The sequence below is a fragment of the Chryseobacterium sp. G0162 genome, from assembly GCF_003815715.1.
Lineage (GTDB): Bacteria > Bacteroidota > Bacteroidia > Flavobacteriales > Weeksellaceae > Chryseobacterium.
Genome location: NZ_CP033922.1, coordinates 3,047,848 through 3,073,779, shown reverse-complemented (window position 1 = coordinate 3,073,779; position 25,932 = coordinate 3,047,848). Strand labels below are relative to the sequence as shown.

Annotated in this window: 19 protein-coding genes; 6 read left to right on the top strand and 13 right to left on the bottom strand. The window is 36.5% G+C overall.

Annotation, left to right across the window (positions count from 1 at the left end):
* Nucleotides 1–61 precede the first annotated feature (61 nt).
* The 3 genes from EG344_RS13945 to coaE are packed head-to-tail and all read left to right on the top strand — an operon-like array spanning nucleotide 62 to nucleotide 2,188.
* Nucleotides 62–673: an FMN-binding negative transcriptional regulator gene (locus EG344_RS13945; RefSeq protein WP_123909939.1), complete on the top strand. Its 612-nt coding sequence runs from the start codon at nucleotides 62–64 to the stop codon at nucleotides 671–673.
* Nucleotides 674–685: 12 nt separating this feature from the next.
* Nucleotides 686–1,552: an MBL fold metallo-hydrolase gene (locus EG344_RS13940; RefSeq protein WP_123909938.1), complete on the top strand. Its 867-nt coding sequence runs from the start codon at nucleotides 686–688 to the stop codon at nucleotides 1,550–1,552.
* A gap of 9 nt (nucleotides 1,553–1,561) precedes the next feature.
* Nucleotides 1,562–2,188: a dephospho-CoA kinase gene (coaE, locus tag EG344_RS13935; protein ID WP_123909937.1), complete on the top strand. Its 627-nt coding sequence runs from the start codon at nucleotides 1,562–1,564 to the stop codon at nucleotides 2,186–2,188.
* A 187-nt stretch (nucleotides 2,189–2,375) separates the two neighbouring features.
* Here coaE and EG344_RS13930 read toward each other — a convergent pair whose 3' ends face one another.
* The 11 genes from EG344_RS13930 to lpxB form a co-directional block, all read right to left on the bottom strand.
* Nucleotides 2,376–7,532 (bottom strand): fibronectin type III domain-containing protein, encoded by a 5,157-nt coding sequence (locus EG344_RS13930; RefSeq protein ID WP_123909936.1) that lies wholly within the window; start codon nucleotides 7,530–7,532, stop codon nucleotides 2,376–2,378.
* Between the two features lie 665 nt (nucleotides 7,533–8,197).
* Complete coding sequence (locus EG344_RS13925; protein ID WP_123909935.1) at nucleotides 8,198–8,863, bottom strand: DUF6048 family protein; 666 nt, start codon at nucleotides 8,861–8,863, stop codon at nucleotides 8,198–8,200.
* On the bottom strand, nucleotides 8,829–9,281 hold the full coding sequence (locus EG344_RS13920; RefSeq protein ID WP_228412737.1) for a DUF6452 family protein: 453 nt from the start codon (nucleotides 9,279–9,281) through the stop codon (nucleotides 8,829–8,831). Before EG344_RS13920 ends, EG344_RS13925 begins: the two co-directional genes overlap by 35 nt.
* Before the next feature lie 54 nt (nucleotides 9,282–9,335).
* Nucleotides 9,336–10,748: a 23S rRNA (uracil(1939)-C(5))-methyltransferase RlmD gene (gene rlmD, locus EG344_RS13915; RefSeq protein WP_123909933.1), complete on the bottom strand. Its 1,413-nt coding sequence runs from the start codon at nucleotides 10,746–10,748 to the stop codon at nucleotides 9,336–9,338.
* Nucleotides 10,749–10,856: 108 nt separating this feature from the next.
* Nucleotides 10,857–12,386 carry a TlpA family protein disulfide reductase gene (locus EG344_RS13910; RefSeq protein ID WP_123909932.1) on the bottom strand — a complete coding sequence of 510 codons (1,530 nt, stop codon included), beginning with the start codon at nucleotides 12,384–12,386 and terminating at the stop codon, nucleotides 10,857–10,859.
* A gap of 313 nt (nucleotides 12,387–12,699) precedes the next feature.
* Nucleotides 12,700–13,467 (bottom strand): succinate dehydrogenase/fumarate reductase iron-sulfur subunit, encoded by a 768-nt coding sequence (locus EG344_RS13905; RefSeq protein WP_123909931.1) that lies wholly within the window; start codon nucleotides 13,465–13,467, stop codon nucleotides 12,700–12,702.
* A 24-nt stretch (nucleotides 13,468–13,491) separates the two neighbouring features.
* A complete protein-coding gene (locus tag EG344_RS13900) occupies nucleotides 13,492–15,504 on the bottom strand; it encodes a fumarate reductase/succinate dehydrogenase flavoprotein subunit (RefSeq protein ID WP_123857908.1) in 2,013 nt (670 codons plus the stop codon).
* 15 nt (nucleotides 15,505–15,519) lie between these two features.
* Nucleotides 15,520–16,182, bottom strand: coding sequence for a succinate dehydrogenase cytochrome b subunit (locus EG344_RS13895; RefSeq protein WP_123909930.1), 663 nt, complete (start codon nucleotides 16,180–16,182; stop codon nucleotides 15,520–15,522).
* 147 nt (nucleotides 16,183–16,329) lie between these two features.
* Nucleotides 16,330–18,102 carry a ComEC/Rec2 family competence protein gene (locus EG344_RS13890; protein ID WP_228412736.1) on the bottom strand — a complete coding sequence of 591 codons (1,773 nt, stop codon included), beginning with the start codon at nucleotides 18,100–18,102 and terminating at the stop codon, nucleotides 16,330–16,332.
* 143 nt (nucleotides 18,103–18,245) lie between these two features.
* Nucleotides 18,246–19,337 (bottom strand): glycoside hydrolase family 99 protein, encoded by a 1,092-nt coding sequence (locus tag EG344_RS13885; protein WP_123909928.1) that lies wholly within the window; start codon nucleotides 19,335–19,337, stop codon nucleotides 18,246–18,248.
* 34 nt (nucleotides 19,338–19,371) lie between these two features.
* The gene (lpxB, locus tag EG344_RS13880) at nucleotides 19,372–20,475 is read right to left on the bottom strand and encodes a lipid-A-disaccharide synthase (protein ID WP_123909927.1); all 1,104 of its coding nucleotides are present in this window, start codon (nucleotides 20,473–20,475) and stop codon (nucleotides 19,372–19,374) included.
* A 146-nt stretch (nucleotides 20,476–20,621) separates the two neighbouring features.
* Here lpxB and EG344_RS13875 point away from each other — a divergent pair, with 146 nt between their 5' ends.
* Both EG344_RS13875 and EG344_RS13870 read left to right on the top strand, forming a co-directional pair.
* Nucleotides 20,622–21,131 (top strand): DUF2480 family protein, encoded by a 510-nt coding sequence (locus EG344_RS13875; RefSeq protein ID WP_123909926.1) that lies wholly within the window; start codon nucleotides 20,622–20,624, stop codon nucleotides 21,129–21,131.
* 209 nt (nucleotides 21,132–21,340) lie between these two features.
* Nucleotides 21,341–22,000: a DUF937 domain-containing protein gene (locus EG344_RS13870; RefSeq protein ID WP_123909925.1), complete on the top strand. Its 660-nt coding sequence runs from the start codon at nucleotides 21,341–21,343 to the stop codon at nucleotides 21,998–22,000.
* 58 nt (nucleotides 22,001–22,058) lie between these two features.
* Here EG344_RS13870 and EG344_RS13865 read toward each other — a convergent pair whose 3' ends face one another.
* Both EG344_RS13865 and EG344_RS13860 read right to left on the bottom strand, forming a co-directional pair.
* Nucleotides 22,059–22,178, bottom strand: coding sequence for a 30S ribosomal protein THX (locus tag EG344_RS13865; protein ID WP_123857915.1), 120 nt, complete (start codon nucleotides 22,176–22,178; stop codon nucleotides 22,059–22,061).
* A gap of 183 nt (nucleotides 22,179–22,361) precedes the next feature.
* Complete coding sequence (locus tag EG344_RS13860; RefSeq protein ID WP_123909924.1) at nucleotides 22,362–23,756, bottom strand: MATE family efflux transporter; 1,395 nt, start codon at nucleotides 23,754–23,756, stop codon at nucleotides 22,362–22,364.
* 297 nt (nucleotides 23,757–24,053) lie between these two features.
* Here EG344_RS13860 and aspS point away from each other — a divergent pair, with 297 nt between their 5' ends.
* Nucleotides 24,054–25,808 (top strand): aspartate--tRNA ligase, encoded by a 1,755-nt coding sequence (gene aspS, locus EG344_RS13855; protein WP_123909923.1) that lies wholly within the window; start codon nucleotides 24,054–24,056, stop codon nucleotides 25,806–25,808.
* Nucleotides 25,809–25,932 lie beyond the last annotated feature (124 nt).

The following is a 25,932-nucleotide window of genomic DNA, read 5'->3' as shown; positions in this document are numbered from 1 at the left end:
AGTTCAAGGTTTTGGATTCAAAGTTTTGAGTTTAAGATTTTAAAAGAAGAGTTGTTAATATATGTTTATACCTAAACTGTATAGAAGTGAAGATATGGAGGTGATGAGAGAAATTATCAAGGTAAATTCTTTTGCATTACTCATTTCTTCTGTTGATAAAATCCGTGCTACCCATTCCATGATGATGCTGAATGAAAGTGATCCGGAAAATTCTTATATTGAAACTCATATTTCCAGAGCTAATCCTCAGGCAAAAACTCTGAAAAACGGCGATGAGGTATTGTGTGACTTTTTAGGAGCGCATACTTATATCTCCAGCAGCTGGTATGACCATATCAATGTTTCTACGTGGAACTATGAAGCGGTCCAGATCTATGGAAAGGTAGAATTAATGAATCAGGAAGAGCTATATACACATCTGGATACATTAACCTCAAAATATGAGCAGTTTCAGCAATGCCCTATGATGGTAAAAGATATGGGAAAGGAATTTGTAGAAAAGGAAATGAAGGGAGCTTTTGGAATTAAGGTGATTCCTACGGAAATATTTATCAAACAAAAACTGTCTCAGAACAGAAAGGAAAATGATTTTAACACGATCATTTCGCATCTGGAACAATCGGATGAAGATGCTAAAAAAATTGCTGAGAAAATGAAATTAATAAAGAAATAAATCAAAATATATATGAAGTTATATCCAATACAATGTGGAAAATTTAAACTGGACGGCGGTGCTATGTTTGGTGTCGTCCCAAAGAGTCTGTGGGAAAAAACTAACCCAGCAGACGAAAAAAACTTAATCGAACTGGGAACCCGTTCCCTGCTTATAGAGGATGGAAAGAAGCTAATCCTTGTAGACTGCGGTCTGGGCAATAAACAGGATGATAAATTCTTTGGACACTACTCTCTTTGGGGAGATGATACTCTGGATAAAAATTTAAAAAAATATGGTTTTGTAAAGGAAGACATTACTGATGTATTCCTTACTCATCTTCACTTTGACCACTGCGGTGGCGCCATAGAATGGAATGATGACAGAACGGGATACAGACCCGCTTTTAAAAACGCTCACTTCTGGACGAATGAAAATCACTGGCAATGGGCAACGGAGCCTAATGCAAGAGAAAAAGCAAGTTTTCTGAAGGAAAACATCATGCCTATGCAGGAAAGCGGGCAGCTGAACTTTTTACCTCTTCCTACTACCGGAAATTATGGATTTGCTCCGGATCTGAAAATGGATGTCATCTTTGTAGACGGACATACGGAGAAGCAAATGCTTCCGGTCATTCAGTATCAGGAAAAAACGATTGTTTTTGCAGCAGACCTTATCCCTACTGCCGGACACATCAATCAGGTATATGTGATGGGGTATGACACCAGACCTCTTTTAACATTGGAGGAAAAGGGAAAGTTTCTTAAACAGTGTGTTGATAATGAGTATTTATTATTCTTTGAACATGATGCTCACAATGAACTGGCTAGTCTTAAAATGACTGAAAAAGGCGTAAGACTTGATGAAACGTTCAGTTTTAATGATGTTTTTGGGTATTAATTTTTAATTATGGAAGAATTACATTCAGAGGGCCAACAGGCCGAGCCGCCCGCACCCAAGATCATTGGTTTAACCGGGGGAATTGGCTCAGGAAAAACTACAGTTGCTAAGTTTATTGAAGAATTCGGTTTTCCGGTGTATTATTCTGATGACCGGGCAAAAGATATTGTCAATGACAGTGAAGAACTGAAAATTAAAATCAAGGAGCTTCTAGGTGAAGAATCTTATGATGAAAATGGTCTATATGACAGAAAGTTTGTAGCAGATAAGGTTTTCAATAATAAAGAGCTTCTTCAGCACTTAAATGAGATTATTCATCCTGCAGTACGTATTGATTTTGAGCAATGGGTAAAGCAGCAGACCAAATATCTGGTTTTTAAAGAAACAGCCTTATTATTTGAGTTAAGACTTAACAGACAATGCTATAAGTCTCTTTTGGTAACTGCAGAGGATAATATCCGAATCAAAAGGGTCATGGACAGAGATAACAAAACCTACCGCGAGGTAGAGGCTGTTATGGAAAAGCAAATGCCAGAAAGGGATAAGATTAAAATGGCAGATTGTATCATTTATAATAATACCAATCTGGAAGAGCTAAAAGAACAGACGGAAAAAGTCATCTTTGCTATTGAATAAAAAAGCTTTTAGAACATTCACTAAATACAAAAAGCCCTCACTTCTGAGGGCTTTTTCAATATCCATTATATCGGTCTTATAATGAATGAATGAATGAATAACAAATCAACTTATTCTAAAATGAACTGCTGAACAAAAAAATAAGCCTTCATTTCTGAAGGCTTATTCTATTTGAAATTTAAATTATTTATTCTTTAATAAATTTCTTTTGAGCAGTATTACCATTGTCATCAATATCTATTACATACACTCCATTAATCAATTTTGTTACATTAATTTCGTTATTTAATAGAATACCTTCTACGATGATCTGCCCTGCAGCATTGTAAATTTTATATTTAGCTCTTTTGCTAATATTTTTCACATACAATATTGAACTTACTGGGTTAGGATAGATTAGGATATCCTTCTGGTTAATTGGATTAGCAACTCCCGGTTTAGAAATTCTTACCGTATAGTCCTCAACTTCTCCATTCTTAACGTTCATACAGCTTACAGGAACACCATCTCTTTCCATTGCCACTCTCATCACAACATATTTATAATCTGTTGTACTTACAAAAGCATCTGCCGGTACATTAAATTTACCTGATACAGGAGTTGTTGTGTTTGGAGATGAAGTGAATATTTTTTCGTAAATATCAAATTCACCATTTCTATCGAAGTCGATCCAAACTGCAATTCCTTCATTATAAGTTTTTCCTAACCATTTTTTCTCGATGATAATCTCATTATCTGTAGATCCTTGGATTAGCTCGATAAATGTTTTAGGAACTCCAGTATAATCTGTATAAGTAGATCCTTTTGATTCATTCTCCATTTTATCTTTTCCGTTTGGAATAACAGTTACCTTGGAAATATATTCTCCTGCTGAGCTTTCTGACTTCATCTGACAGTAAATTACTGTAGGGGTTGTAAAGTAGTAAGGAGGAGTATAATTTCCTGGTTTTCCACTACAGATATTGACTACCTGCATTTCATACTTCGTCATTTCTACAAGGCCATTCAATATAACTGTGTTAACCGCTGTAGGAACTTCTGTCCAACTTGGAATACCTACTTTTCTGTATCTAAGAAGATATGTTGCGCCTGGATATGCATCCCATGTAACCTCTGCAGTTGTAGGCAATAGTTGAGTAATTGTCAATCCTGGAGGTGGAATCTCACATATTCTTACCGTTGTAAATACTTTAGAATTTGAGAAATTATTCCAAGTGGTTTCACCAGCACACTGATTAGCAATCTGAACTTCATAAGTAACAAACGAATCCAGATTATTTAACAAGAATGTATTAGGTGAGCTTGGAAGAGGAATTTCCGGTTCCCAAGCTGGAGCCCCCACTTTTCTCCATCTCATTTTATAAGTTGCACTTATTACGACTGGGTTCCAAGTAATTAAAGCACTTGTTGGAGTAATATTGCTTACTGTTACTGTTGGAGGTGTAGGATCACATCTTGTTGAGAATGTCTTAATTGCAGTAGCTGTACCTGTAGTACCTCCACAAACAGCAGCCACTTCCACTTCATAAGTTGTTGCCGGGCTTAATCCAGTAAGCGTAAGTGGAACGTTACCTAATGCTGCAGAAGCATATATTTGCGTCCATGTACCAGTTCCTGCCACTCTGTATCTTACAAGGTAAGTTACCGTATTAGCACCACCGGTTAAATTAACAACAGCCGTTGTATGGGTTATTGTAGTAAAGGTCGGTGCATTTGGCATCGCATTACTACACGGTCTGATTCTTACTGCATAATCTTCAACTTCTCCATCAATAGCATTAGCACATGCTGTAGGAATAGTTGTACCTGTTGAACGTTTCAATACGACTCTCATCGTAGTTGTATACGGTCCTATATAGGCAGGAGGTGCGTTAGGAACATTAAACAGGCTGGTAACCGGTGTAGTAGTACTAGCTGCAGAACCAAGAATTCTTTCAGAAGTATCAAACTGTCCGTTTCTGTCAAAGTCAATCCAAACGGCCACAGCATCATTCCCTGTTGATCCTGTCCATCCTTTCGCAACAAGAATTTTATTGTCAATAGAACCTGCATCTAAAGTAATAAGAGTTGCCGGGGTTGTATAGCTTGTATATGAATTCTGAACAGTAGTGTTGCTCATAGGCGGCACTCCTGAATTAGCAGACGTAACAGTAACATTTGAAATATGATCGTTATCTCCACTACCTGTTACAGGACAATATTGCAGTGGTAATGTCGTAAATTGTACTGAGCTTGAGAAAGCTCCAAAAGTAGTAGTACATTTCGTTGATACCTGTACTTCATATTTGGTTTGTTCTTTCAAAGGAGGAGTTGCAGGTGTAGTGTATATATTCCCTGGTGCAGGAACAGCAGCAACGGTTGTCCAAGCAGTAGTTCCAACTTCTCTATATCTCAATTGATATGTAGCACCTGTAGAAGCTAACCATGAGAACGTAGCACTTGTATCTGTAATGTTTGAAACCGTTATGTTTGTTGGCGGATTCGTTGTACATACCGGCTCGTCAATTAGTCTTACAGCATAGTCTTCTACTTCTCCTACATTGTATGTTCCAAATGATGAACATGGTGCATTAACAGTACCATCCATCATAACGACACGCATACGGGTAAGAAGAGTACCATCATAAGTAGCAATATTAGGTGGAAGTTCTATTTTGAAACCAGCTGCTACAGTTCCCACAGGGTTTGTAGTACTGCTAGTAGCGTTCACAACTCTTTCAGTTGGTTCAAAAATTCCGTTTCTATTCAGGTCAATCCATACTCCCACTCCATAACTAGATGTACTTCCAGGCCAGAATTTCGTAATACTAATTTTATTACCTGATGTCCCTCTAATCAGAGTAACTAATCTTGTAGGATCAGTAGAATAATCTTTATATCCGTCATATCCTGAACTACTTACCATTAAAGGTCCATTTGTAGGAGTAACAGTCACTTTACCAATATATCCACTTGGCGTACCTGTAGGAGGTACGTTAGGACAGTAAGTCAGAGCTAACGTTGTAAACTGAGTACTTGTAGAATATGCTCCCTGAGTACCGCTACAGATTGTTGCAATCTGAACTTCATACAGAGTTCCATCTATCAAATTATATAATGGCCAGCTGCTTGTTAATGGAGCTGTAATATCAATTACTTTCCAAGCTCCACCTGCTGCTGGTCTGTATTGTAATTTATAAGTAGCTCCTATTGCAGGCGTCCATGAAACGATAGCTGTACTCGCTGTAATACTATTTACTTTAATATTAGTAGGTGGTGCAGTTGTACAGGCTACTAGTTCTATACCTTTAAGCACAATCTGTGGAATGTTGGCCTGCTTAGTACCTGATGGCGGAGAAGCAGGATCAGGATTAGTACCATCACTAATATATTGTAATCCTCTTTCAGGTGTTCCTCCGGCAAAAGCTCCCCAATTAGCATATGGAGTTGAGGAATAGGCTGGTGCATTTTCATCTACAGCCACTACAATATTACTTGTTCCGTCCCAAAGCAAAGGAGTTGTTAATGGTATAGTTACCCAAGTCCCTGCCGTCATTGTAGGTAAAATTCCTGACCAAACCTGTTTCAATGAAGAGATTGGCACCCAGCTTGAGGTTGTTGCAAAATTATTCTGTGTAGTATTCCCCATATAAACTACCCAATCATTGTATTTACTCTGATCAGGAGCGGGATTATCTACATAGAATTTAAGTTCAGTAATGAATTTATTTGGCCCCACAGCTGCCGACACTTCGGAAGCTTTATAAATTTGCTGAGAATAATTATATCCCCAGTTTGAATTTACTGGAAGTTGAGTACTCTTACCACTACCAGATCCTATTTGTCCTAATTGAAATGGAGGTCCCGGCACCCAAGCACTTCTATCTGTAGAAGTACAAACTGCTCTTACCCACCAATAATAGGTAGTCCCTGCAACTAATGGAGTTAATGGTGTAGAGTTTCCTGGAACAATAGTACCTTGTGTAGTGGCATTATTTGTTGGCGCTACACCAGTAGTATTGTAATATACTTCATATCCTCCCGCAGGTGCAGAAGGTGATGCTGCCCAACCAACAACAGCACTGTTAGTTGTCATTGTTCCTACCGTTAATGAACCTGCAGTCGTAGGAACTGGCAGACATGTAGGTGGTGTTGCAAAAGATTTTGGTATAATATTCCAAGTACTTTGATCTGTTGAGCTACATCTTGCTCTCACCCATACATAATAAGTTGTATCAGGAAGTAAAGGGCTTAATGTTGCCGTTGTTCCTGATGGAACATTTTGCGATGGCAAAGTAGTACCATTAGGTGCAGCACCTGTGGTATTGTAATAAATATCATATCCTTCTGCAGGGGTATAACCAAATGAAGTCCAGTTAATCACCCCAGTTGTTGGTGTAATCGTTCCTGTTGTGATCGTTCCAGAAGTAGGCATCGCCGGACAGGTTGCCGGTGTAGCAAATGATAATGGTGTAGACCATTCACTTTGTTCTGTTGCACTACATTTTGCTCTTACCCACACATAATAGGTTGTCAATGGAGTTAATGGTCCGATAGTCGCAGTGGGTGCTCCTGGCGGAACAGTTAAATTAGGTGTTGATCCTGCTACTGGCGGTACGTTCGTTGTATTATAAAATACGTCATATCCCGCTGCCGGAGCCGGTACGTACGCAGTCCAATTGATTACAGCATTGGTTGCGGTAACCGCTCCTGTACTTAGTGATCCTCCCGGAGGCATAGGTAAACATGCCGGTGGTGTACCGAAAGTCATCTGAATATTGGGTCTGTTACTGGTAACTGTTCCGGTCTTAGTCGTAGGAGGTGTACTATCCTGCTCAATATACATGTGTCCTGATGTAACACTAGAATAAGCAATCTTCGCTCCTGTACTAAACGATCCGGAACCACCATAATTGGTTTCAACAAGTACCATTAGGTTATCTATTCCATTATAAGTATAAGGAAGCTGTAAAGGAATTGTATACCATCCTATGGGTATAAGACCTACACTTCCACTATATAATAAAGTAGCTCCGGTAGTTAAAGTATTCCAGCTTTGCGCTGTCATAGTTGTTGTAGTTCCTACCGGTTTTATATAAACTTTTACCGGCATACCAATATTAGAAACTCCGGTAGAATTCCATCCCAAAGATAGAATACTTCCAGTAGTTCCAATTTCAGCTGCCGTGTAAATAGATGCAGAACGTTCAAACCCCCAACTAGCTCCTAAAGGATACTTTTGGGTAGACGTTCCGGTACCAATTGTAATGGTTTGAGCCTGTATGGACAATCCGATGACCATACAGAGCAATGCAATGAGCACCTTAAAAGGTCGGCTCATTTTACAGAGTAAAAGTCCACTCATATTTTTTAAATTTAATAATGATAACGATAATTAAGAATTATAGTATTTCGCATTTTATGAGGCTGATTCACAATTCTGAAACCTCATTATTTACAGAAAATCTGTAGTAAAAAGAATAATTTTATCCCATAAGCTAATATTTTAATATTTACACAAATCTAATGATTTTTTCATTATAATATATCTATTAAAATGTTTTTTTGAAAAAGTTAAGCAACATTACCCTATATGATTGAAAATAAAAAATAAATCAAAATAACACAAATTCACCACCATTTAGCATCATTATTAATTTTTAATTAATTATTTACTTTCTAAAATATTATCACCTTTTATAGCAATAGCGTGCTTTACTTTTAACGGTTAATACTCATTTATATTATTATTATCAATCCTATTTTTTTTACGATTTAATACACCACATCATATATTACAACTATTTTTCACGATAAACCTTTACAATATTTACGATACTGCTGATGAGATTAAAATAAATTCTGAAGTTTTTATCTTTTTATCATTCATGCAGGAAACATAAGTGCTCATTTAAAATCCTTCCAAAACCACATAGCTTCCTTAAGGATAATCTCCATAAAAACAAATGAGCCTTAGGAAATTTCCCAAGGCTCATTGATATGATAAACAAATTGTTTAATAAACTTTCATTAGAACTTATACGCTATATTCCATGCGAATCCCATATTAAATTTTGAAGAGCTTTTTCCAAACCCTGGAATAATCATTGGAGAAATATTATCCTGTTTGGAAGTATAAGCTAAATAACGAGGCTGTAGATTTACATCTATATAAAAATTAGAGTCAAATAACTGTACTCTTCCTCCCAAGGTTCCCTCCAACCAGAAAGAAGATTGTGATGATGCAGGAAAAGCCACAGAAGAACTACTTCCCCCATATCCTCTGACTGGGATAGCCATATATTCCTGATTATAAAAGGAGCCGGCTACTTTTCCTCCCGCATAGAATCCATTGAATTCGTTTTCTTTATCCTTAGCCAGCATATAGAATGCTCCAAGTTTAATAAATGGGCCATTGGCTTTAGCATCGTATCCATTTTTCTGGTATATATTTTTTTCAAAACCAGCCTCTGCAATACCATGAACACTTCCATTAATTTTTGAGGAAATAAATCCCTGATACAGTTTCCTGTCTGAAAAAAATCCAACACCTGCATTCAAAATATCAAACCCAACCATAAAATTCGGTTCATACTTCCAATGAGTTTTTTTTACTTCTTCTTTCTTCTCCTCCTGTGCCCAGGTTAAGATTCCAAACAGGCTAAAAAATAAGGTAAAGATTAGTCTTGTCTTCATTCAATATTTGATTTTGTCCGTTTTCCACATTTTGAACAGGATCAGGAGTTATTAATTGTGAGCTTACATTCTCATATGTTTTTTTAGCACCACATCCAGCAGAAACATAGGCAGCCTTTGTTGTGTAAGTTACTCTTACTTTTGATTCTTTACTTTTAGTAGATGTTTTAAAATAAATATCCGTATAAGGAGAATCATCCACTCTCAAAGGAATAAGCCTTGAATCAATATTTTTCTGCCATCCAAGATCTACCTTCCCTGAGCCATAATCTACGGCTACAGATAATGAATCCATTGTTCTCTCCTTTCCCGAATCTGCTGTTTTAAAAGCAACCTTCATTCTTGGTGTACCTTCACCGCTTTCACAGATGTCATCATCGCTGCCACATGAAAAGAACATTCCAACCAAGCAAAGCATTATGAGAAATTTAAAATACTTCATACTAAAGATTTGAACTCAAATTTAATTAAATTATTTTTTAATCAGCAATGCTATATTTTCCACATGATGAGTTTGTGGGAACATATCAACCGGTAATATCTTTACTACGGTATAGTGTTCTTTCATCAATGCCAGATCTCTCGCCTGTGTTGCAGAATTACAGCTTACATACACTACTTTCTCCGGGGCTAATTTCAAGATTTGCTCCACTACTTTTTGGTGCATTCCATCTCTTGGAGGATCCGTAATCAGGACATCTGCTTTAGGATGGTTTTCCATAAACTCGTCATTAAAGACATTCTTCATATCTCCACAATAGAAAGTTGTATTGGTAAGACCGTTTAATTCAGCATGTTCAATGGCCGCATCAATAGCTTCCTGAACAGATTCTATCCCAATGACCTGTTTTGCATTTCTTGCCACATACTGCGCAATTGTACCTGTTCCGGTATACAAATCATATACTACTTCATCTCCTTTTAGATCTGCAAATTCAAGGGTTTTTCTGTATAATTCAAGTGCTTGTTTATAATTGGTCTGGAAGAATGATTTTGGTCCGATTTTAAATTTCAGCCCATCCATCTCTTCCATTAAATATCCTTCTCCAAAATATACATTGATGTCAAGATCATAAATAGAGTCATTGGCTTTTGGATTAATAGCATACACCAATGTTTTAATTTGCGGAAATTTCTCTAAAATAAAAGCAAATAATTTTTCTCTATTCTCTTTTTCTTCTCTAAAAAGTTGGAATAATACCATCCATTCTCCTTTAGAGTTCTGTCTCATCATCAAAGTTCTCAGGAATCCTTCATGATTTCTTACATCAAAAAAGTCTAATCCATTGTCAACAGCATATTTCTTCACCGCTAACCGGATTGCATTAGATGGATCTTCCTGTAGAAAACATTCTTTAAGGTCTAAGATCTTACTCCACATTCCCGGAATATGGAACCCTAAAGCATCTTTGCTTCCAAAATTCTCTTCAGAACTGATCTCATACTGAGTAAGCCATCTTGCATTGGAGAAAGAAAACTCCATTTTATTTCTATAAAAATACTGTTCTTGTGAACCTAGAATGGATACAGTTTCAAAGTCTTCAATCCCTCCAATTCTTTTGATATTGTTATATACTTCTTCCTGTTTAAAATCAAGTTGTTTTTCATAGCTCATATTTTGCCACTTACAACCGCCGCAAGTTCCAAAGTGAACACATTTTGGTTCTGTTCTGAAAGGAGATTTTTCCAAAACATCTACCGCTTCTCCTTCATAATATTTGGATTTCGCTTTTTTCACTCTTACATTCACAATATCTCCCGGAATTGCTCCTGAAACCAATACTGTTTTTCCGTCTTCTGTTTTTCCGATAGCCACTCCTTTTGCCCCGGCAGTTAACAGTTTTATATTTTCAAGAACTAAATTTTTCTTATTCTTTCTGCTCATTCTAAAATTTTCTATTTTCCTAATTGAAACTTTAAAAGTTTCATCTTGCAAAAATACAATAAAAAAAACCTTATCCGAGGATAAGGTTCTGATCTATATTAAAGTTTATTATTTTGTAGGTGCTGGTTGTGGATTTGTTTGCTGCGGTGCAGTAGGGTCAATCTGCAATTGCTGCTGCATCTGTGCATTCGGATCTACTTTTGGAGCTGCAAGCCCTGTTAGTTTATCTAGAATGGTTACAAATTCCTGTTCACCAAGATTTACAAATGATCTGCTGGCAATTTTACCGTCTTTATCAACGATTACAAAGCAAGGTAACTTAAATCCGTATACTCCATATTTTTTAGCAATATCAGACTCCATTCCTTTTTCTCCGTAAACATTTACTCCCGGAATACCTTTTAATAATGAATTGCTTGTTTTGATAAACTGATCTTTTGTATCATCTACATTTACAAAAACAAAGTTCATTTTAGATTTGTAAAAATTAACCACTTCTTTTAAAACCGGTACTGTAGCTTCACCGATATAAGGATTCCATGAAGCGTAGAAAAACAACATATAAGGTTTTCCTTTGTTTTCAGAAAGTTTGTATGCTTTTCCATCCTGTTTTACTAATGCTGCTTCCGGAGCTGCTTCTCCAATCTTAAGTCCTGTAATTGCCATCTGCATTTTTAACAGGTCACTTTTGATGGTAGCATCTTTGATATCTGTATCAATAAGTTTTTTGATTTTATCAATATTAGCAGTAGTTGTTGTTGGATGAATATCAGCCTGAGCCATTACAAATGCTAAAAGATAATCTTTTGCTGTTTGAGAAATATCTTTTTTAGTTCCTAAATATTTAGCAAACATTTCTGAAGTGGTAATTCCAGTTTTGTTTTTACTGTTTGCCTCTGCATATTTTTGGAAATCAGGAGTCATTTTTACAAGAAGATATTGTCTGTAAAGTGGAATAGTTTTTACCATCGCCTCTTTATCATTATCTAATTTAGCCTCATAATCTGTTAAAGCCTTAGAAGCTTTATAAGATGGGTTACCAGCCATGGCTCCATGAGACATTTCATAATTGGCAAGAAGGTTAAGAATGGTTACTTTAACATCGTTTTTCTTCCAATTCAAAAGAGCTTTACTAGGATTATTTTTAGCCGCAAGATCATCAACATTCTTATTGATATCTGCTTCTACTTTTTGCATGCCTTTAACGAATGCAGCTTCATCACCGGCCATTAATTGTCTTAAATCAATTTTATTACCATAGTCACCTAAAAACTTCTGGCTTGCTGCAAGGAAATCATTATTCTTTTTAGCATCGCCGGTAATAACATACTCGTTCGGGAATGTCATTGCATTTCCTGAGATATTTACTTTTTGTCCTCCTTCAAGGTAGATCAGGTTTTGTTTGTTAGCATAATTGATAACATACATTCCATCTTTAGGTGCTTCAAAGCTTCCTGAAAAGTTACCTTCTTTATCCAGACCGATATTAATTAAAGGCAATGTCCCTACTCCGGAAGCTTCTACAAATTCGATTCTTTCCAATGGTGAGCTTCCTGTAATTTTTCCTTTTACTTCTACTTTTTTTGAACAAGACATCACGAAAATCGCGATGATAAACAATAAAAGATATTTTTTCATTTCAATTTTTAATATTACACAAAAATACGCTTTTTAGGGCATGTTAATTCACACTGATAATTTTTTTAAAAAAAATTTATTATTACCGATAGAAAGGGAACTTTCAATTATTTTATCTATCCATTTTTTACCGGTAAAAAGCAACGGAAATGATGTACTTTTTACATCCTCCAACTGCCCTCCAAATATATACTTATTCAGCAAAGTAAACCTATATTTTACTGATAAGTTAACAAACTTTAACAGCTAAAAGGTTTCTATAAAAAAAATCGCCCCCGAAACGGAGGCGATTTTTAAGTATTCTGAATCAATTCTATCCTTGATCTACAAGAGCAGACATGTATTCTCTGTTCATTCTTGCGATATTTTCAAGAGAAATACCTTTAGGGCATTCAATTTCACAAGCACCCGTATTTGAACAGTTTCCGAATCCTTCTTCGTCCATAGCTTTCACCATGTTCAGAACTCTTCTCTTAGCTTCTACTCTACCTTGAGGAAGTAATGCATACTGAGAAACTTTAGCTCCTACGAATAGCATTGCAGATCCGTTTTTACATGTAGCTACACAAGCTCCACATCCGATACAAGCAGCAGCATCCATTGCTTTATCTGCATCTTCTTTAGGAACAGGAATTGCGTTAGCATCCAGCGTATTTCCTGAAGTATTTACAGAGATGAAACCACCTGCTGCCATCACTCTGTCGAATGCGCTTCTGTCTACCATTAAGTCTTTGATAACAGGGAAAGCTGCACTTCTCCAAGGTTCAATAACGATGGTCTCACCATCTTTGAACATTCTCATGTGAAGCTGACAAGTAGTAATCCCTGTGTCAGGTCCGTGAGCTCTACCATTGATGTAAAGGGAACACATCCCGCAAATACCTTCACGACAGTCGTGATCGAAAGCGATAGGTTCTTTACCTTCGTTAATTAAATTTTCGTTCAGAATATCCAACATCTCCAGGAATGAAGAATCTGTAGATACATCTGATATTTTATAGGTCTCAAACTGACCTTTAGTTTTACTATTTTTTTGTCTCCAAATTTTCAGCGTAAGATGTAAGCCTTTTTTTGCACTCATAATGTTATATTTATAGGTTGGAGATTATTTATAACTTCTTGTTTTAACCTCGATGTTGTCATATATCAGTTCTTCTTTATGCAATACTTCCGCATTGATATTTTCTCCCTGATATTCCCAAGCTCCGACGTATTTGAAATTTACGTCGTCTCTTTCCGCTTCTCCATCCGGAGTAGCGTGATCCCAACGGAAATGACCACCACAAGATTCTTCTCTGTTTAACGCATCGATAGCCATTAGCTGTCCTAGTTCAAGGAAGTCTGCCACTCTGAATGCTTTTTCAAGCTCAGTGTTCATCCCATCACCTTCTCCAGGTACTTTTACGTTCTTCCAGAAGTCGTTTCTTACTTCTTCAATTTCTTTGATTGCTTCTTTTAATCCTTCAGGAGTTCTACCCATTCCCACTTTATTCCACATAATGTGTCCTAGTTTCTTGTGGAAGTGATCTACTGAGTGAGTTCCCTTATTATTAATGAAGAAATCAACTTTATCTTTAATTCCTTTCTCAGCTTCGTCAAACGCTGCTGAATTCGTAGGAATTGCTCCTGTTCTGATGTCTGCAGAAAGGTAATCTGCGATTGTGTAAGGAAGTACGAAATATCCGTCTGCAAGACCTTGCATCAATGCTGATGCTCCCAATCTGTTAGCTCCGTGATCTGAGAAGTTAGCTTCACCAATTACGAAACATCCAGGGATCGTAGACTGAAGGTTATAATCAACCCATACACCTCCCATTGTATAGTGAACAGCCGGATAGATTTTCATTGGCGTTTTGTAAGGATCATCAGCTGTAATTTTTTCGTACATTACGAATAAGTTACCATATTTCTCCTCAACCCAACTCTTACCAAGATCATAGATCTGCTGATCTGTAGGATTATGAATATGTTTTTCGATAGCGGCTTCTTTACCTTTTTTCATGATCTCTGTAGAGAAATCAAGGTAAACCCCTTCTTGAGTATCATTATTTTCGATTCCGAATCCAGCATCACATCTTTCCTTAGCAGCTCTTGACGCAACGTCTCTAGGTACAAGGTTCCCGAATGCAGGATATCTTCTTTCTAAATAATAATCTCTATCTTCTTCTTTAATATTTTCAGGTCTTAATTTACCTTCTCTGATCGCTACTGAATCTTCAATCTTTTTAGGAACCCAGATTCTTCCTGAGTTTCTTAATGATTCAGACATCAAAGTTAATTTAGACTGCTGAGTTCCGTGAACCGGAATACAAGTCGGGTGAATCTGTACGTAGCAAGGGTTTGCGAAGTAAGCTCCTTTTTTGTGGATCTTCCAAGCTGCAGAAACGTTAGATCCCATTGCGTTGGTAGAAAGGAAATATACGTTTCCATATCCTCCTGAAGCGATAACTACTGCGTGAGCAGAGTGTCTTTCGATTTCACCTGTTACAAGGTTTCTTGCGATAATTCCTCTTGCTTTTCCGTCAACAATTACCAGGTCAAGCATTTCATGACGATTGTACATCTTGATTCTTCCTTTACCGATCTGACGGCTCATTGAAGAATATGCTCCTAATAATAACTGCTGTCCTGTTTGTCCTTTTGCGTAGAATGTTCTTTTTACCTGAACCCCACCAAATGAACGGTTATCTAACTGGCCACCGTAATCTCTACCAAAAGGAACCCCTTGAGAAACACACTGGTCAATAATATTTGCAGAAACTTCTGCTAATCTGTAAACGTTAGCTTCTCTTGCTCTATAGTCACCTCCCTTAATAGTGTCATAGAATAATCTGTAAGTAGAGTCACCATCTCCCTGGTAATTCTTAGCTGCGTTGATCCCTCCCTGAGCTGCAATAGAGTGCGCTCTTCTTGGTGAATCCTGGTAGCAGAATGCTTTCACATTATATCCTTGCTCAGCTAAAGTAGCTGCTGCAGAACCTCCTGCCAAACCTGTACCTACAACAATAATATCAATCTTATCTCTGTTGTTTGGTGCAACAAGGTTCATATGATCTTTATGATTTTTCCACTTGTCTTTAAGAGGACCCGCTGGAATTCTTGAATCTAATTTACTCATACTAGTATATTGATATTATTGAGTTATAAAATGATAAACTGCCACAATGATAAATCCTGCCGGAATAAGGATAGAATACCATGTTCCGAAAGCCTTAATCACAGGCGTATATTTTGGATGTCTTGCTCCAATAGACTGGAATGAAGACTGAAATCCGTGAGCTAAGTGTAAGCCCAATAGTACAAAAGAGATCACGTATAAAGCAACTCTCCAAAGGTCAGCAAACTTCTCATGAAGCTCTGGCCAGAAACGTTCTGAATCAGGAGCTATTCCCTCTACATACTTATAGTTGATTTCATGTAACCAGAAATCATATAAGTGAAGCGCCAAGAAAGCCAACACAACTGCCCCGGAAATAATCATATTTCTAGACATCCATGAAGAATTTACAGCAGCATTGTTTGATGCATACTTTACTGGACGCGCTTTATTATTCTTGATCTCCAATACAAATCCCATCGCAAAATGGAAAATTACTGCAAAGCCAAGAATAGGCTGCATTAAGAACTGCACAAAAGGATTATAGCCCATAAACTCAGATGCTGTATTGAATGCATCTCTGTTTAGAACTGATAACAAATTGGTTGTCAAATGCAGTATAAGAAAAATCAGCAAAAACATAGCTGATAATGCCATAGCGTATTTTCTACCTATCGTAGAACTCGTTAAACCTGCCATATAAGTTTAAATTTGAATTTCCCACAAAATTAAGAAATGTTAACAATATCGGGAAGTGAGAAATCTCACAATTAGACAGTTTGTAATCTTTCTAAATAAGAGCCTAACACGTTATAAATAAAGAAAAATCAAAAAAATCAAAAATATTTATTTCATATCATAAACATGATCTCCAAAAACTATTTTTTTAGTTGAAAAAGGAATCTGTTTTATTTCAAAATGATCTATTCTTCTGGAAGAACAGTAAGGCTCAATGATAAATTGTAAAACCTTTTCCCTGTCTGCCTTATCCTGAATCCAAAAGCAGGCCTTACTTCCTTTCTTTATTGATATAATTTTGTTCTTACTAAAGGAATGTAAAAGCACTTCTTCTTTCTGATTTTCAATAATATTACATCCTATTCTTATCATCATAAACGCTAAAACAGCAATGATGAAATTCATTGAATTTTTAAAGTTTAGGTTTAAAATCAATGCTCTTAACAAATATATTGCTATTAATACGGATATTACTTCCATCAGATTCATGGAAATGTTTTTAATGAATACCATATCTGCACTGGCAAACCAATGAATACTCTTCAGAAGTAATTGTATAACACCATCATAAAGCTTATCAATAAAGCCAAAATCAAGACCAAAGACAATAAGAAGTGTCATCAGAAATGAAAACACAATAATCAATTCAGAAAAAGGGATAATGATAAAATTGGCTGCAATCGAAACGAATGAAAACTGATGAAAGTAATACAACACCAACGGAAGTGTGGCTAACTGTGCGGATAAGGATATTGTAATGGTATTAAAAATCAGTTTTTTAAAATAATTATCAGCTCTTGGAAAATATTTCAGAAGTGGTTGATTCAACCAAAAAATTCCTAATACCGCCACAAAACTCAGCTGAAATCCCACATCAAAAAGCTGTTGGGTATCCAAAATCAGAATAATAAAGGCTGACAGCGCCAATGAGTGTAGTAAATCTGGTTTTCTCTGTAATAAAACAAACATAAAATATACACTCAACATGATACAGGACCTCAACACGGAGTTACCAAATCCAATAAATAAAGCAAATAGCCAAATAAAAACTAAACTAAAAATAATCGCATATTTTCTGAATTGTAAAGGAATACAACGGGTCATCAAAAAATAAAAAAGTCCAAAAATAATCACGATATGGGTTCCTGAAATAGCCAATAGGTGAACCAACCCAGATCTGTTAAAATCCTGTACAGTTGCTGCCTCCATCTCCGTTCGGTCTGCCAGGATAATTCCTTTTAAAAATTCTTTGGTACTCCCGGACATTTCTGTTTTGTCAATTTTCTTTAGAACATGGGCTCTGTATTGTTTGATCTGCTCTATAAAACTCAGATCATTTCGCTCTATAGAAGAAATGTTTTTTGAAATATAAGCCTGATAGTCAATATTCTTTCGTTTCAAATAGTGTGCATAATTGAACTGGAAATCATATTGTGGCTGTTGGGGTTGTGCAATATAGGCTTCAGCCTTGTAGTAATGTTCATAATCTAATTCTTCATGATTTTTCGGGATGTAAACCATCGAATTAAAGCTATTCTTCCCTAATTGAGCGATCCCTTCATATTTCTTATATTTTTCTGTTGAATTTAATTTCTGAGAAATTTTAAAAACAATAGTCTCATTTTTATTCACAGATATTGCCATTTTTTGAGGCAAAGAATTACAGAAATGAAGAACTACACCTATTCCAAAAAACAGTATCCCAAGCAAAATAACTTTGATCTTATGGAGAAAATATGTGTTGAAGAATAGAGAAATTAAAATCCCAACATTTATAATAATTACACCATAGATCCATCCTTTTCCCAATAAAAATGTATCCTGAAAAAAAATTCCAAGAATAAAATAGAGAACTAAAATCAGTAACGGTTCCTTATTCAATTTCAATTGTTTATATCACCAATATAGGAAATTGAATATTTGATTACTATCACTGTAATTACTAATAAAACACCCTGCTATCTTCAAAGAGATTAACAGGGCGCTTATTTTTTTGCTATGAAATTACGTTTAGGCTAAAAGTTTTACTTTCCTTTCAAAAACTTATCCGTTAAACGTTTCGTTTCTTTGATATACATCCATGGATCTTTTCCATAGTCTTCGTAGATGAAACTTCCAGTCTTTTTAGGAATTGCAGGCTCTATTTGTGTGCCTTCGTGCCATTCGTTAAATGAAGTAATTCCTATAAATTCAGGATTGACTTTAATCGCAGCATCAAACATCTTTTCGTAATATTTGCCATTATCCCGGCTTTTAAAGTTGGCTTCATTCCAAGGTCTGATTCTTGTATCTGAATAGCCTGGACCAACACATGGAATAAAAATAAGATGATGATCTTTCGCGTATTGAGCCATAAAATTCCAATTGGAAGTTGTGCTTCCATACACAAAACCTTCACTGGCAAAATAAGTGTAAAAACCATCAAATCCGGTTGTATTGAAAAATGCAGAATCTTTTTCTTCTACCCATAATCCAATATATAATGCATCCAGTTCCGTATTGCGTACAGTCTTCTCTCCATTTTTAGAAAGCAACTTTGACCATTCTTCCGGAGCTATTTTATAACTGTCATACACGTAATACAGAGGCTTTCCGTCTTTTTTATAAAAAGCATGATGATGGCCATATGTTTTAACAAGATAAGAAAGCTGCTCTCTAAACTCTGTAATTGATTTATAGAAAGGCTCTATATGAAATGCTATTTTCAAATTAAAACGGTCTGCAATGTCCAGATACTTCATCAAGCTTTTATCAGTAAAAGAATCTTTTCCCAACCAACTCACCACCACAACCCCTACACCAGAATCTTTAATCATCTTCATGTGCTTCTCTATGATTGCTTTATCATTGGAGCTATAATTACCTAATGCCGGATAAAAGTTGGCACCAATATCATCCCCGCCTTTGTGATTCTCAAGATTATTCCATTTAGGATTGCTCCAGTGCGGGATAATTTCGTGATTCCAGTGTTGTAGGCTTCCATCAGTTTTTGGGTTTCCATACCAGCCATAATAAAAAATCTGAACTTTATCTCTCAATGCTGTTTCTTTCTGAGCAAAGCTTATTGAGAAAATGGTACAGGCAATTAATAATAGAACATTCTTTATATGTTTCATTGTAATAAAGGAATTATATTTCCTGAGATTCTTCTCAGACATTTAAAATCACCTCAGCTGCATGATCACTGGCTCCGCTCCCCCCAAGCTTTTCTCTCAAAAGGCTATAGTCGTTCAGGACCTGTTCTCTTTTTTTTCCTTCTAAAATTTTGTTGAGTTCGTCCACCAGATTTTTAGTATTCAGATCACTCTGGATAAGTTCTTTTACGACTTCCCTATCCATGATAAGATTCACCAGGGAAATATAGTTTATATTTTTAACCAATCTTTTGGCAATGGCATAAGAAACAGTGCTTCCGCGATAACAAACCACTTCAGGAATATTCAGCAGAGCTGTTTCTAATGTAGCAGTTCCTGAAGTTACTAAAGCCGCTTTTGAGCACCTCAGCAGATCATATGTTCTATTCGAAACAAAGTGTACATTATCATCCACATATTTCTCATAAAATTCTTTAGGAAGACTTGGTGCTCCAGCAATAACGAACTGATAATTTTTAAAATGCGGTCTTACAGAAAGCATGATTTCAAGCATTTTTTCAACTTCCTGTTTTCTGGAGCCTGGTAAAAGTGCAATAATTTCTTTTTCGTTCAGTCCATTTTCTTTCTTAAAACCATCAATATTGATTTCCTTTAAATCAGAGATTGCATCCAGCAAAGGATGACCAACAAAATGTGAATGTACACCATGTTTTCTGTAAAAATCTTCCTCAAACGGAAGAATTACCATCATTTCATCCACATATTTTTTAATAATTTCCACTCTCCCCTCTTTCCAGGCCCAAAGCTGTGGTGAAATATAATAAACTACCTTAATACCCAATTCTTTGGCAAATCTGGCAATCCTTAGGTTAAATCCCGGGTAATCCACCAGAATTAAAACATCAGGTCTGTTGTTCTGAATATCTTCTTTGCAGAATTTAATATTATTTAAAATGGTTCTCAGGTTCATGACTACTTCCAAAAACCCCATGAATGCCAGATCACGATAGTGTTTTACCAATGTTCCGCCCTGAGCTTTCATCAGATCACCGCCCCAAAACCTGAACTCCGCATTTGGATCCTTTTGTTTAAGAGCTTTCATCAAATTACTTCCATGAAGATCACCGGAAGCTTCTCCTGCAATAATGTAATATTTCATTTCTTCCGAAATCTTTATTTGTTTTAATAACCGATAAAAACAACCTGTTTCTTTAAATCATGGGCAGTTTCTATGGTAAGGATAGAGAACAAATTAAAATGTATATTGATCTTAATTCGTAAATTTGTTCAAAGATAATGATAAAAATGTCAGAAGAATTTGAAATACGAAATAAAGTTGCTGAAAGCGGCCTTGTGAATTTTGACCTTACCACTTTGCTTCCAAAAGGGGAAAGAAAAGGTATTGACCTTAAAGATTTTCTTTTCCAGGAAATGATTCTGAAGGAAAAGGATTTCCGTGAAAAAGTAGAAGCAATCAACGTTGAAGAATACAGAGATTCTTACATCTATATATACAATTCTGTAGACACTATTATTCCACTTTGGGCTTATTTTGTATTGACAGCTAAGCTTACTGATGTCTCCAAGAAAATTGTATTCGGAAACCGTGAAGATCTGGAGGTTATTTTGATGCATAATGCGATCCAGACCTATGATTTTGAAGACATGAGAGGAAAAAGAGTTCTGGTAAAAGGATGTTCAGATAAAGAAATTCCTGAAAACGCTTATATTGAGTTGGTAGAGCAGCTGAAACCTATTGTAAAATCTCTGATGTTTGGAGAAGCGTGCTCTAATGTTCCTATTATAAAGAACTAAGACTCAGGCAGAAATTTTATACTTTATTGTTTAACAATTTTTCTCCTTTCTATTTTGTTTTGTTGAGGAGTATCTTTCAGAGAAAAATCCATAGACTATTTCAAATGGGAGATCAGAAAAACTTTAACAATAATTATGAATCCGGAGTATTTTATCAGGCACATTTTTTGATAACTTTGAGTCAATTAATACTTTAACAAACACAAACAATGAGCTTATTAGACCTACTTACAGGGAACACTAGCAACCAGGTTGCTGAACAGGCTGAAAACAAATTCGGAATCAATAGAAACCAGGTAATTGCTTTATTGGCAGTAGCTACTCCTCTCATCATTTCTTATTTAAGAAATAAATCTCAGGATGCTAAAGAAGCGGAAGCATTAAACAGTGCTTTAGACAAAGACCACAATGGAAGTATCTTAAATGATCCTTCACAAATTGAAGCCAGACAGGCTGAGGGTGGATCTATCCTTGACCATATCTTTGGTGGACAAAAGAGCACCGTAGAAAATCAGTTATCACAAAATACAGGAATCTCAATAGATAAGATAGGACCTATTCTTGCCATGTTGGCTCCGGTTGTAATGGGATATATTGGTCAACAAAAACAACAAAGTAACGTGGGTGCCGGAGGTTTAGGAGATCTTTTAGGAGGAATTTTAGGAAATGCTTCTAATCAGGCACAAGCTCAACAATCTAATCCATTAAATGACATTCTTGGAAGTGTTTTGGGGAATAATGGACAAGCTCAGTCATCAGGAAATCCATTGAATGATATCTTAGGAAGCGTACTTGGTGGTGGTGGAAATCAGCAACAGCAAGGCGGCGGCGGATTAGGAAGCATCCTTGGAAATATTTTCGGAAAATAATTAATTTAATTTTTAATAAAAAAGGGCGGAGAAAAATTTCTCCGCCCTTTTTATATCATTACTTTTTAGATTTCTCTTCAGAGGCTACAAAAGATTTTGAAGCTTTTCTAGGCCTTCTTTTTCCATAGTTTCCAGAATTGATCTTACCTCGTCTTGATTTTTTGTCTCCTTTTCCCATAGTAATAAATATTTGTTGTTCTTACGAATTTAGGGAATGCATGATTAATATCCAACTATTTAAGCTATTAAAGTTGATAAGAAAGGAGAATTAAGACCGAAAGGTGGAAGTATGCGCGTCGTTAATTCGATATTATTATATAAGAAAAGATGACATAAACTTCCAGCTCATGCTTTTCTGCTATTAAACCTGAACCGTTTTCCATTTTCCTTTTCTAAACAGAATAAAAGCAACAATAGTAATCAAAGTCTCTGCGGCCGGGATTGAAATAAAAACTCCTTTCGGCCCCATTTCCAGGTATTTGGAAAGGAAATAAGCTAAGGGAATCTGAAACAGCCAGAATCCGAAAAGATTCACCCATGTAGGGGTCCAGGTATCCCCTGCTCCATTAAAGGCATTAATCATTACCATTCCAATTCCGTAGAATATAAAACCTATACTCATGATATGAAGTGCATTTTTAGCAAAATTCTTGATCTCAATTTCCTGGGTAAAGAAACTCACCAGGAAATTACCGAAAAGAACAAATATTAAACTTACAATCACCATGAAAATCACATTGTATTTTACCGTTTTCATCACAGACTGTTCTGCTCTCAACATTTCATTCGCCCCCATATTCTGTCCCACCAACGTGGATGCTGCATTACTAAGCCCCCAGGCCGGAAGCATAAAGAACATCATTAATCGTAAGGCAGTCTGATAACCGGCAGAGGCATTTTCACCTCCTGTAGTAGCCACCAGTTCTGCGAGAAAGATCCAACTGCATGATGCAATCACAAACTGGAAAATTCCTGGAGTCGCAATTTTTATGATGGATTTAATTAACCCATAGTCTGCTTTAAAATAAGGAAGTTTAATACGGATCTGCGTATCCGCTACCAAAAGATGATACAGCTGATAGAATACTCCGATACTTCGTCCAATAGTCGTTGCCAACGCTGCTCCGGTAAGTCCCATGGCAGGAATAGGCCCAAAACCCTTAATCAGAATAGGGCAAAGAATGATATTGGCAATATTGGCAATCCACAAGCTTTTCATTGCAATCATCGCATTACCTGCTCCTCTAAAAATCCCATTGATAAGGAATAAAAGCATAATAATGGTACTGCTTCCCATCATAATCCTCGTAAAGTTTTTTCCATAGGCAGCGGCTTCCGGTCTTGATCCCATCAGGATCAGAATTTCTTCGGCATAAACAACACCTAAAATACTTAAAACAAGAGTTATTGCAAATGAAACCAACAATACCTGTGCGGCACTCCGGGAAGCTTGTTCCGGATTTTTCTCACCAATTCTTCTCGCTACCATTGCTGTTGCCGCCATACTCATCCCAATGGCAATAGAATACATAATGGAAAGTACAGACTCCGTAAGTCCTACGGTCTGAATTGCAAAGCCACTCTCTTTCAAATGTCCCACAAAATAGAGGTCAACCAGTGCAAATACTGACTCCATCGCCATTTCTAGCATCATCGGTATAGCCAGAAGCAAAACTGCACTCCTGATGTTTACCTTCGTAAAATCGGTTTCTTCTCCTCTAAAGGCTTTCTTGAAAAAGTCAATATATCTGGTCATTTCTTTGGTTATAATTTTATTATCCTCAAAAATACAAATCTGTATCGGAGTAAGTCTTAGCAATTGGCAATAAAAATTAATACGAAGTTTTTTTATTTATAAAACCTGCAAAAATCTTATCTTTGCCAACGAAAAAAAAGAGGTTATATCAAAAGTTTCATTCTGAACGAAATGAAATACAGGAAAGAATCTTAAGCATTTGATTCTTAGAGATTATTCAGCAAGCTCAGAATAACAAAAATCAATTTCAACAACTTTTGAGATGGTCTCCAAACATTGAACTTTAAACAAATAATTATGTTTCGATCACACACCAACGGAGAGCTATCTCTGAAAAATCTGAATGAAGAAGTTACACTATCAGGATGGGTACAGACTATCCGTGATAAAGGATTTATGATTTGGGTAGATCTTCGAGATCGTTACGGAATTACCCAGCTGGTATTTGACCAGGAGCGTTCTTCTGCACAATTGATGGAAGAAGCTAAAAAATTAGGCCGTGAATTCGTTATTCAGGCTACCGGAAAAGTAATTGAGAGAGTAAGTAAAAACCCTAATATTCCTACAGGAGAAATTGAACTTTTAGTTGAAAAACTAACGATTCTGAACGATTCTCAGCTTCCTCCTTTCACTATTGAAGATGAAACTGACGGTGGAGAGGAATTAAGAATGAAATACCGTTATCTGGATATCAGAAGAAATCCGGTAAAAGATAAATTGATTTTCCGTCACAAGATGGCTCAGAAAGTAAGAAATTATTTATCTGATGAAGGTTTCATCGAAGTGGAAACTCCTGTTTTGATTAAATCTACTCCGGAAGGAGCAAGAGACTTCGTAGTACCAAGCAGAATGAACCCGGGACAGTTTTATGCATTGCCACAGTCTCCACAGACTTTCAAACAGCTTTTGATGGTAGGTGGAATGGATAAATACTTCCAGATTGTAAAATGTTTCCGTGATGAGGATTTAAGAGCAGACAGACAGCCGGAATTTACACAGATCGACTGCGAGATGGCTTTTGTAGAACAGGAAGATGTAATGAATGTTTTCGAAGGAATGACCAAAACGCTTATCAAAGACATTACAGGTCAGGAATTCGGTGATTTCCCAAGAATGACATTCGCAGAAGCGATGCAGAAATACGGAAATGACAAGCCGGACATCCGTTTCGGAATGGAATTCGTAGAGCTTAACGAGCTTGTAAAAGGAAAAGACTTTAAGATATTTGATGATGCTGAATTGGTTGTCGGAATCAATGTAGAAGGATGTGCAGACTATACAAGAAAGCAGATTGATGAACTTGTAGATTGGGTAAAGCGTCCACAGGTTGGAGCTTCAGGAATGGTTTGGGCAAAATTCCAGCATGATGGAGTAAAAACCTCATCAGTAAACAAATTCTACAACGAAGAGGACTTAGCAAAAATCATTGAGAAATTCGTAGCGAAAGAAGGTGACTTAATGTTGATTCTTTCCGGAAACGAAAACAAAGTAAGAGCTCAGCTTTCTGCTTTGAGAATGGAGCTTGGGAACCGCTTAGGATTAAGAAAAGGAAATGTATTTGCACCACTTTGGGTGGTTGACTTCCCTCTATTGGAATGGGATGAAGATACTGAAAGATTCCATGCCATGCACCACCCTTTCACCTCTCCAAAACCTGAAGATATTCACTTATTGGAAACTGATCCTGGAAAAGCAAGAGCCAACGCTTACGATATGGTACTTAACGGTAACGAAATCGGAGGTGGATCTATCAGAATTTTCGACAGAGATCTTCAATCTAAAATGTTTGACCTGTTAGGATTCTCAAAAGAAGAAGCAGAAGCTCAGTTTGGATTCTTAATGAATGCATTTAAATACGGAGCACCGCCACACGGTGGTCTGGCATTCGGATTTGACCGTTTGGTAGCTATTCTGGATGGAAATGAGGTAATCAGAGATTATATTGCATTCCCTAAGAACAATTCCGGGCGTGACGTGATGATTGATGCACCGGCTTCTATTGCTGATGCACAGCTCGATGAATTAGAGTTAAAATTAGATTTAAAAGCATAAATTTAAAGCGGGGCAAATGCCCCGCTTTTTTATACTATGAAAACCCTTATTCAGCTCCTTTCTTTAATTATGTATGTATCAGCTACGATTGGAATCATAACGACCTCGAAATTCAATTATATAA

Bases quoted from the DNA above. Each gene is read 5' to 3' on its own strand.
- EG344_RS13875 (WP_123909926.1), top strand. From the start codon at position 20,622: ATGTCAGAAGAATTTGAAATACGAAATAAAGTTGCTGAAAGCGGCCTT.
- EG344_RS13945 (WP_123909939.1), top strand. From the start codon at position 62: ATGTTTATACCTAAACTGTATAGAAGTGAAGATATGGAGGTGATGAGA.
- EG344_RS13870 (WP_123909925.1), top strand. From the start codon at position 21,341: ATGAGCTTATTAGACCTACTTACAGGGAACACTAGCAACCAGGTTGCT.
- rlmD (WP_123909933.1), bottom strand. From the start codon at position 10,748: ATGAGCAGAAAGAATAAGAAAAATTTAGTTCTTGAAAATATAAAACTG.
- coaE (WP_123909937.1), top strand. From the start codon at position 1,562: ATGGAAGAATTACATTCAGAGGGCCAACAGGCCGAGCCGCCCGCACCC.
- EG344_RS13925 (WP_123909935.1), bottom strand. From the start codon at position 8,863: ATGAAGACAAGACTAATCTTTACCTTATTTTTTAGCCTGTTTGGAATC.
- EG344_RS13895 (WP_123909930.1), bottom strand. From the start codon at position 16,182: ATGGCAGGTTTAACGAGTTCTACGATAGGTAGAAAATACGCTATGGCA.
- EG344_RS13905 (WP_123909931.1), bottom strand. From the start codon at position 13,467: ATGAGTGCAAAAAAAGGCTTACATCTTACGCTGAAAATTTGGAGACAA.
- EG344_RS13860 (WP_123909924.1), bottom strand. From the start codon at position 23,756: ATGACCAGATATATTGACTTTTTCAAGAAAGCCTTTAGAGGAGAAGAA.
- lpxB (WP_123909927.1), bottom strand. From the start codon at position 20,475: ATGAAATATTACATTATTGCAGGAGAAGCTTCCGGTGATCTTCATGGA.
- EG344_RS13900 (WP_123857908.1), bottom strand. From the start codon at position 15,504: ATGAGTAAATTAGATTCAAGAATTCCAGCGGGTCCTCTTAAAGACAAG.
- EG344_RS13920 (WP_228412737.1), bottom strand. From the start codon at position 9,281: ATGCTTTGCTTGGTTGGAATGTTCTTTTCATGTGGCAGCGATGATGAC.
- EG344_RS13885 (WP_123909928.1), bottom strand. From the start codon at position 19,337: ATGAAACATATAAAGAATGTTCTATTATTAATTGCCTGTACCATTTTC.
- EG344_RS13910 (WP_123909932.1), bottom strand. From the start codon at position 12,386: ATGAAAAAATATCTTTTATTGTTTATCATCGCGATTTTCGTGATGTCT.
- EG344_RS13930 (WP_123909936.1), bottom strand. From the start codon at position 7,532: ATGAGTGGACTTTTACTCTGTAAAATGAGCCGACCTTTTAAGGTGCTC.
- aspS (WP_123909923.1), top strand. From the start codon at position 24,054: ATGTTTCGATCACACACCAACGGAGAGCTATCTCTGAAAAATCTGAAT.
- EG344_RS13865 (WP_123857915.1), bottom strand. From the start codon at position 22,178: ATGGGAAAAGGAGACAAAAAATCAAGACGAGGTAAGATCAATTCTGGA.
- EG344_RS13940 (WP_123909938.1), top strand. From the start codon at position 686: ATGAAGTTATATCCAATACAATGTGGAAAATTTAAACTGGACGGCGGT.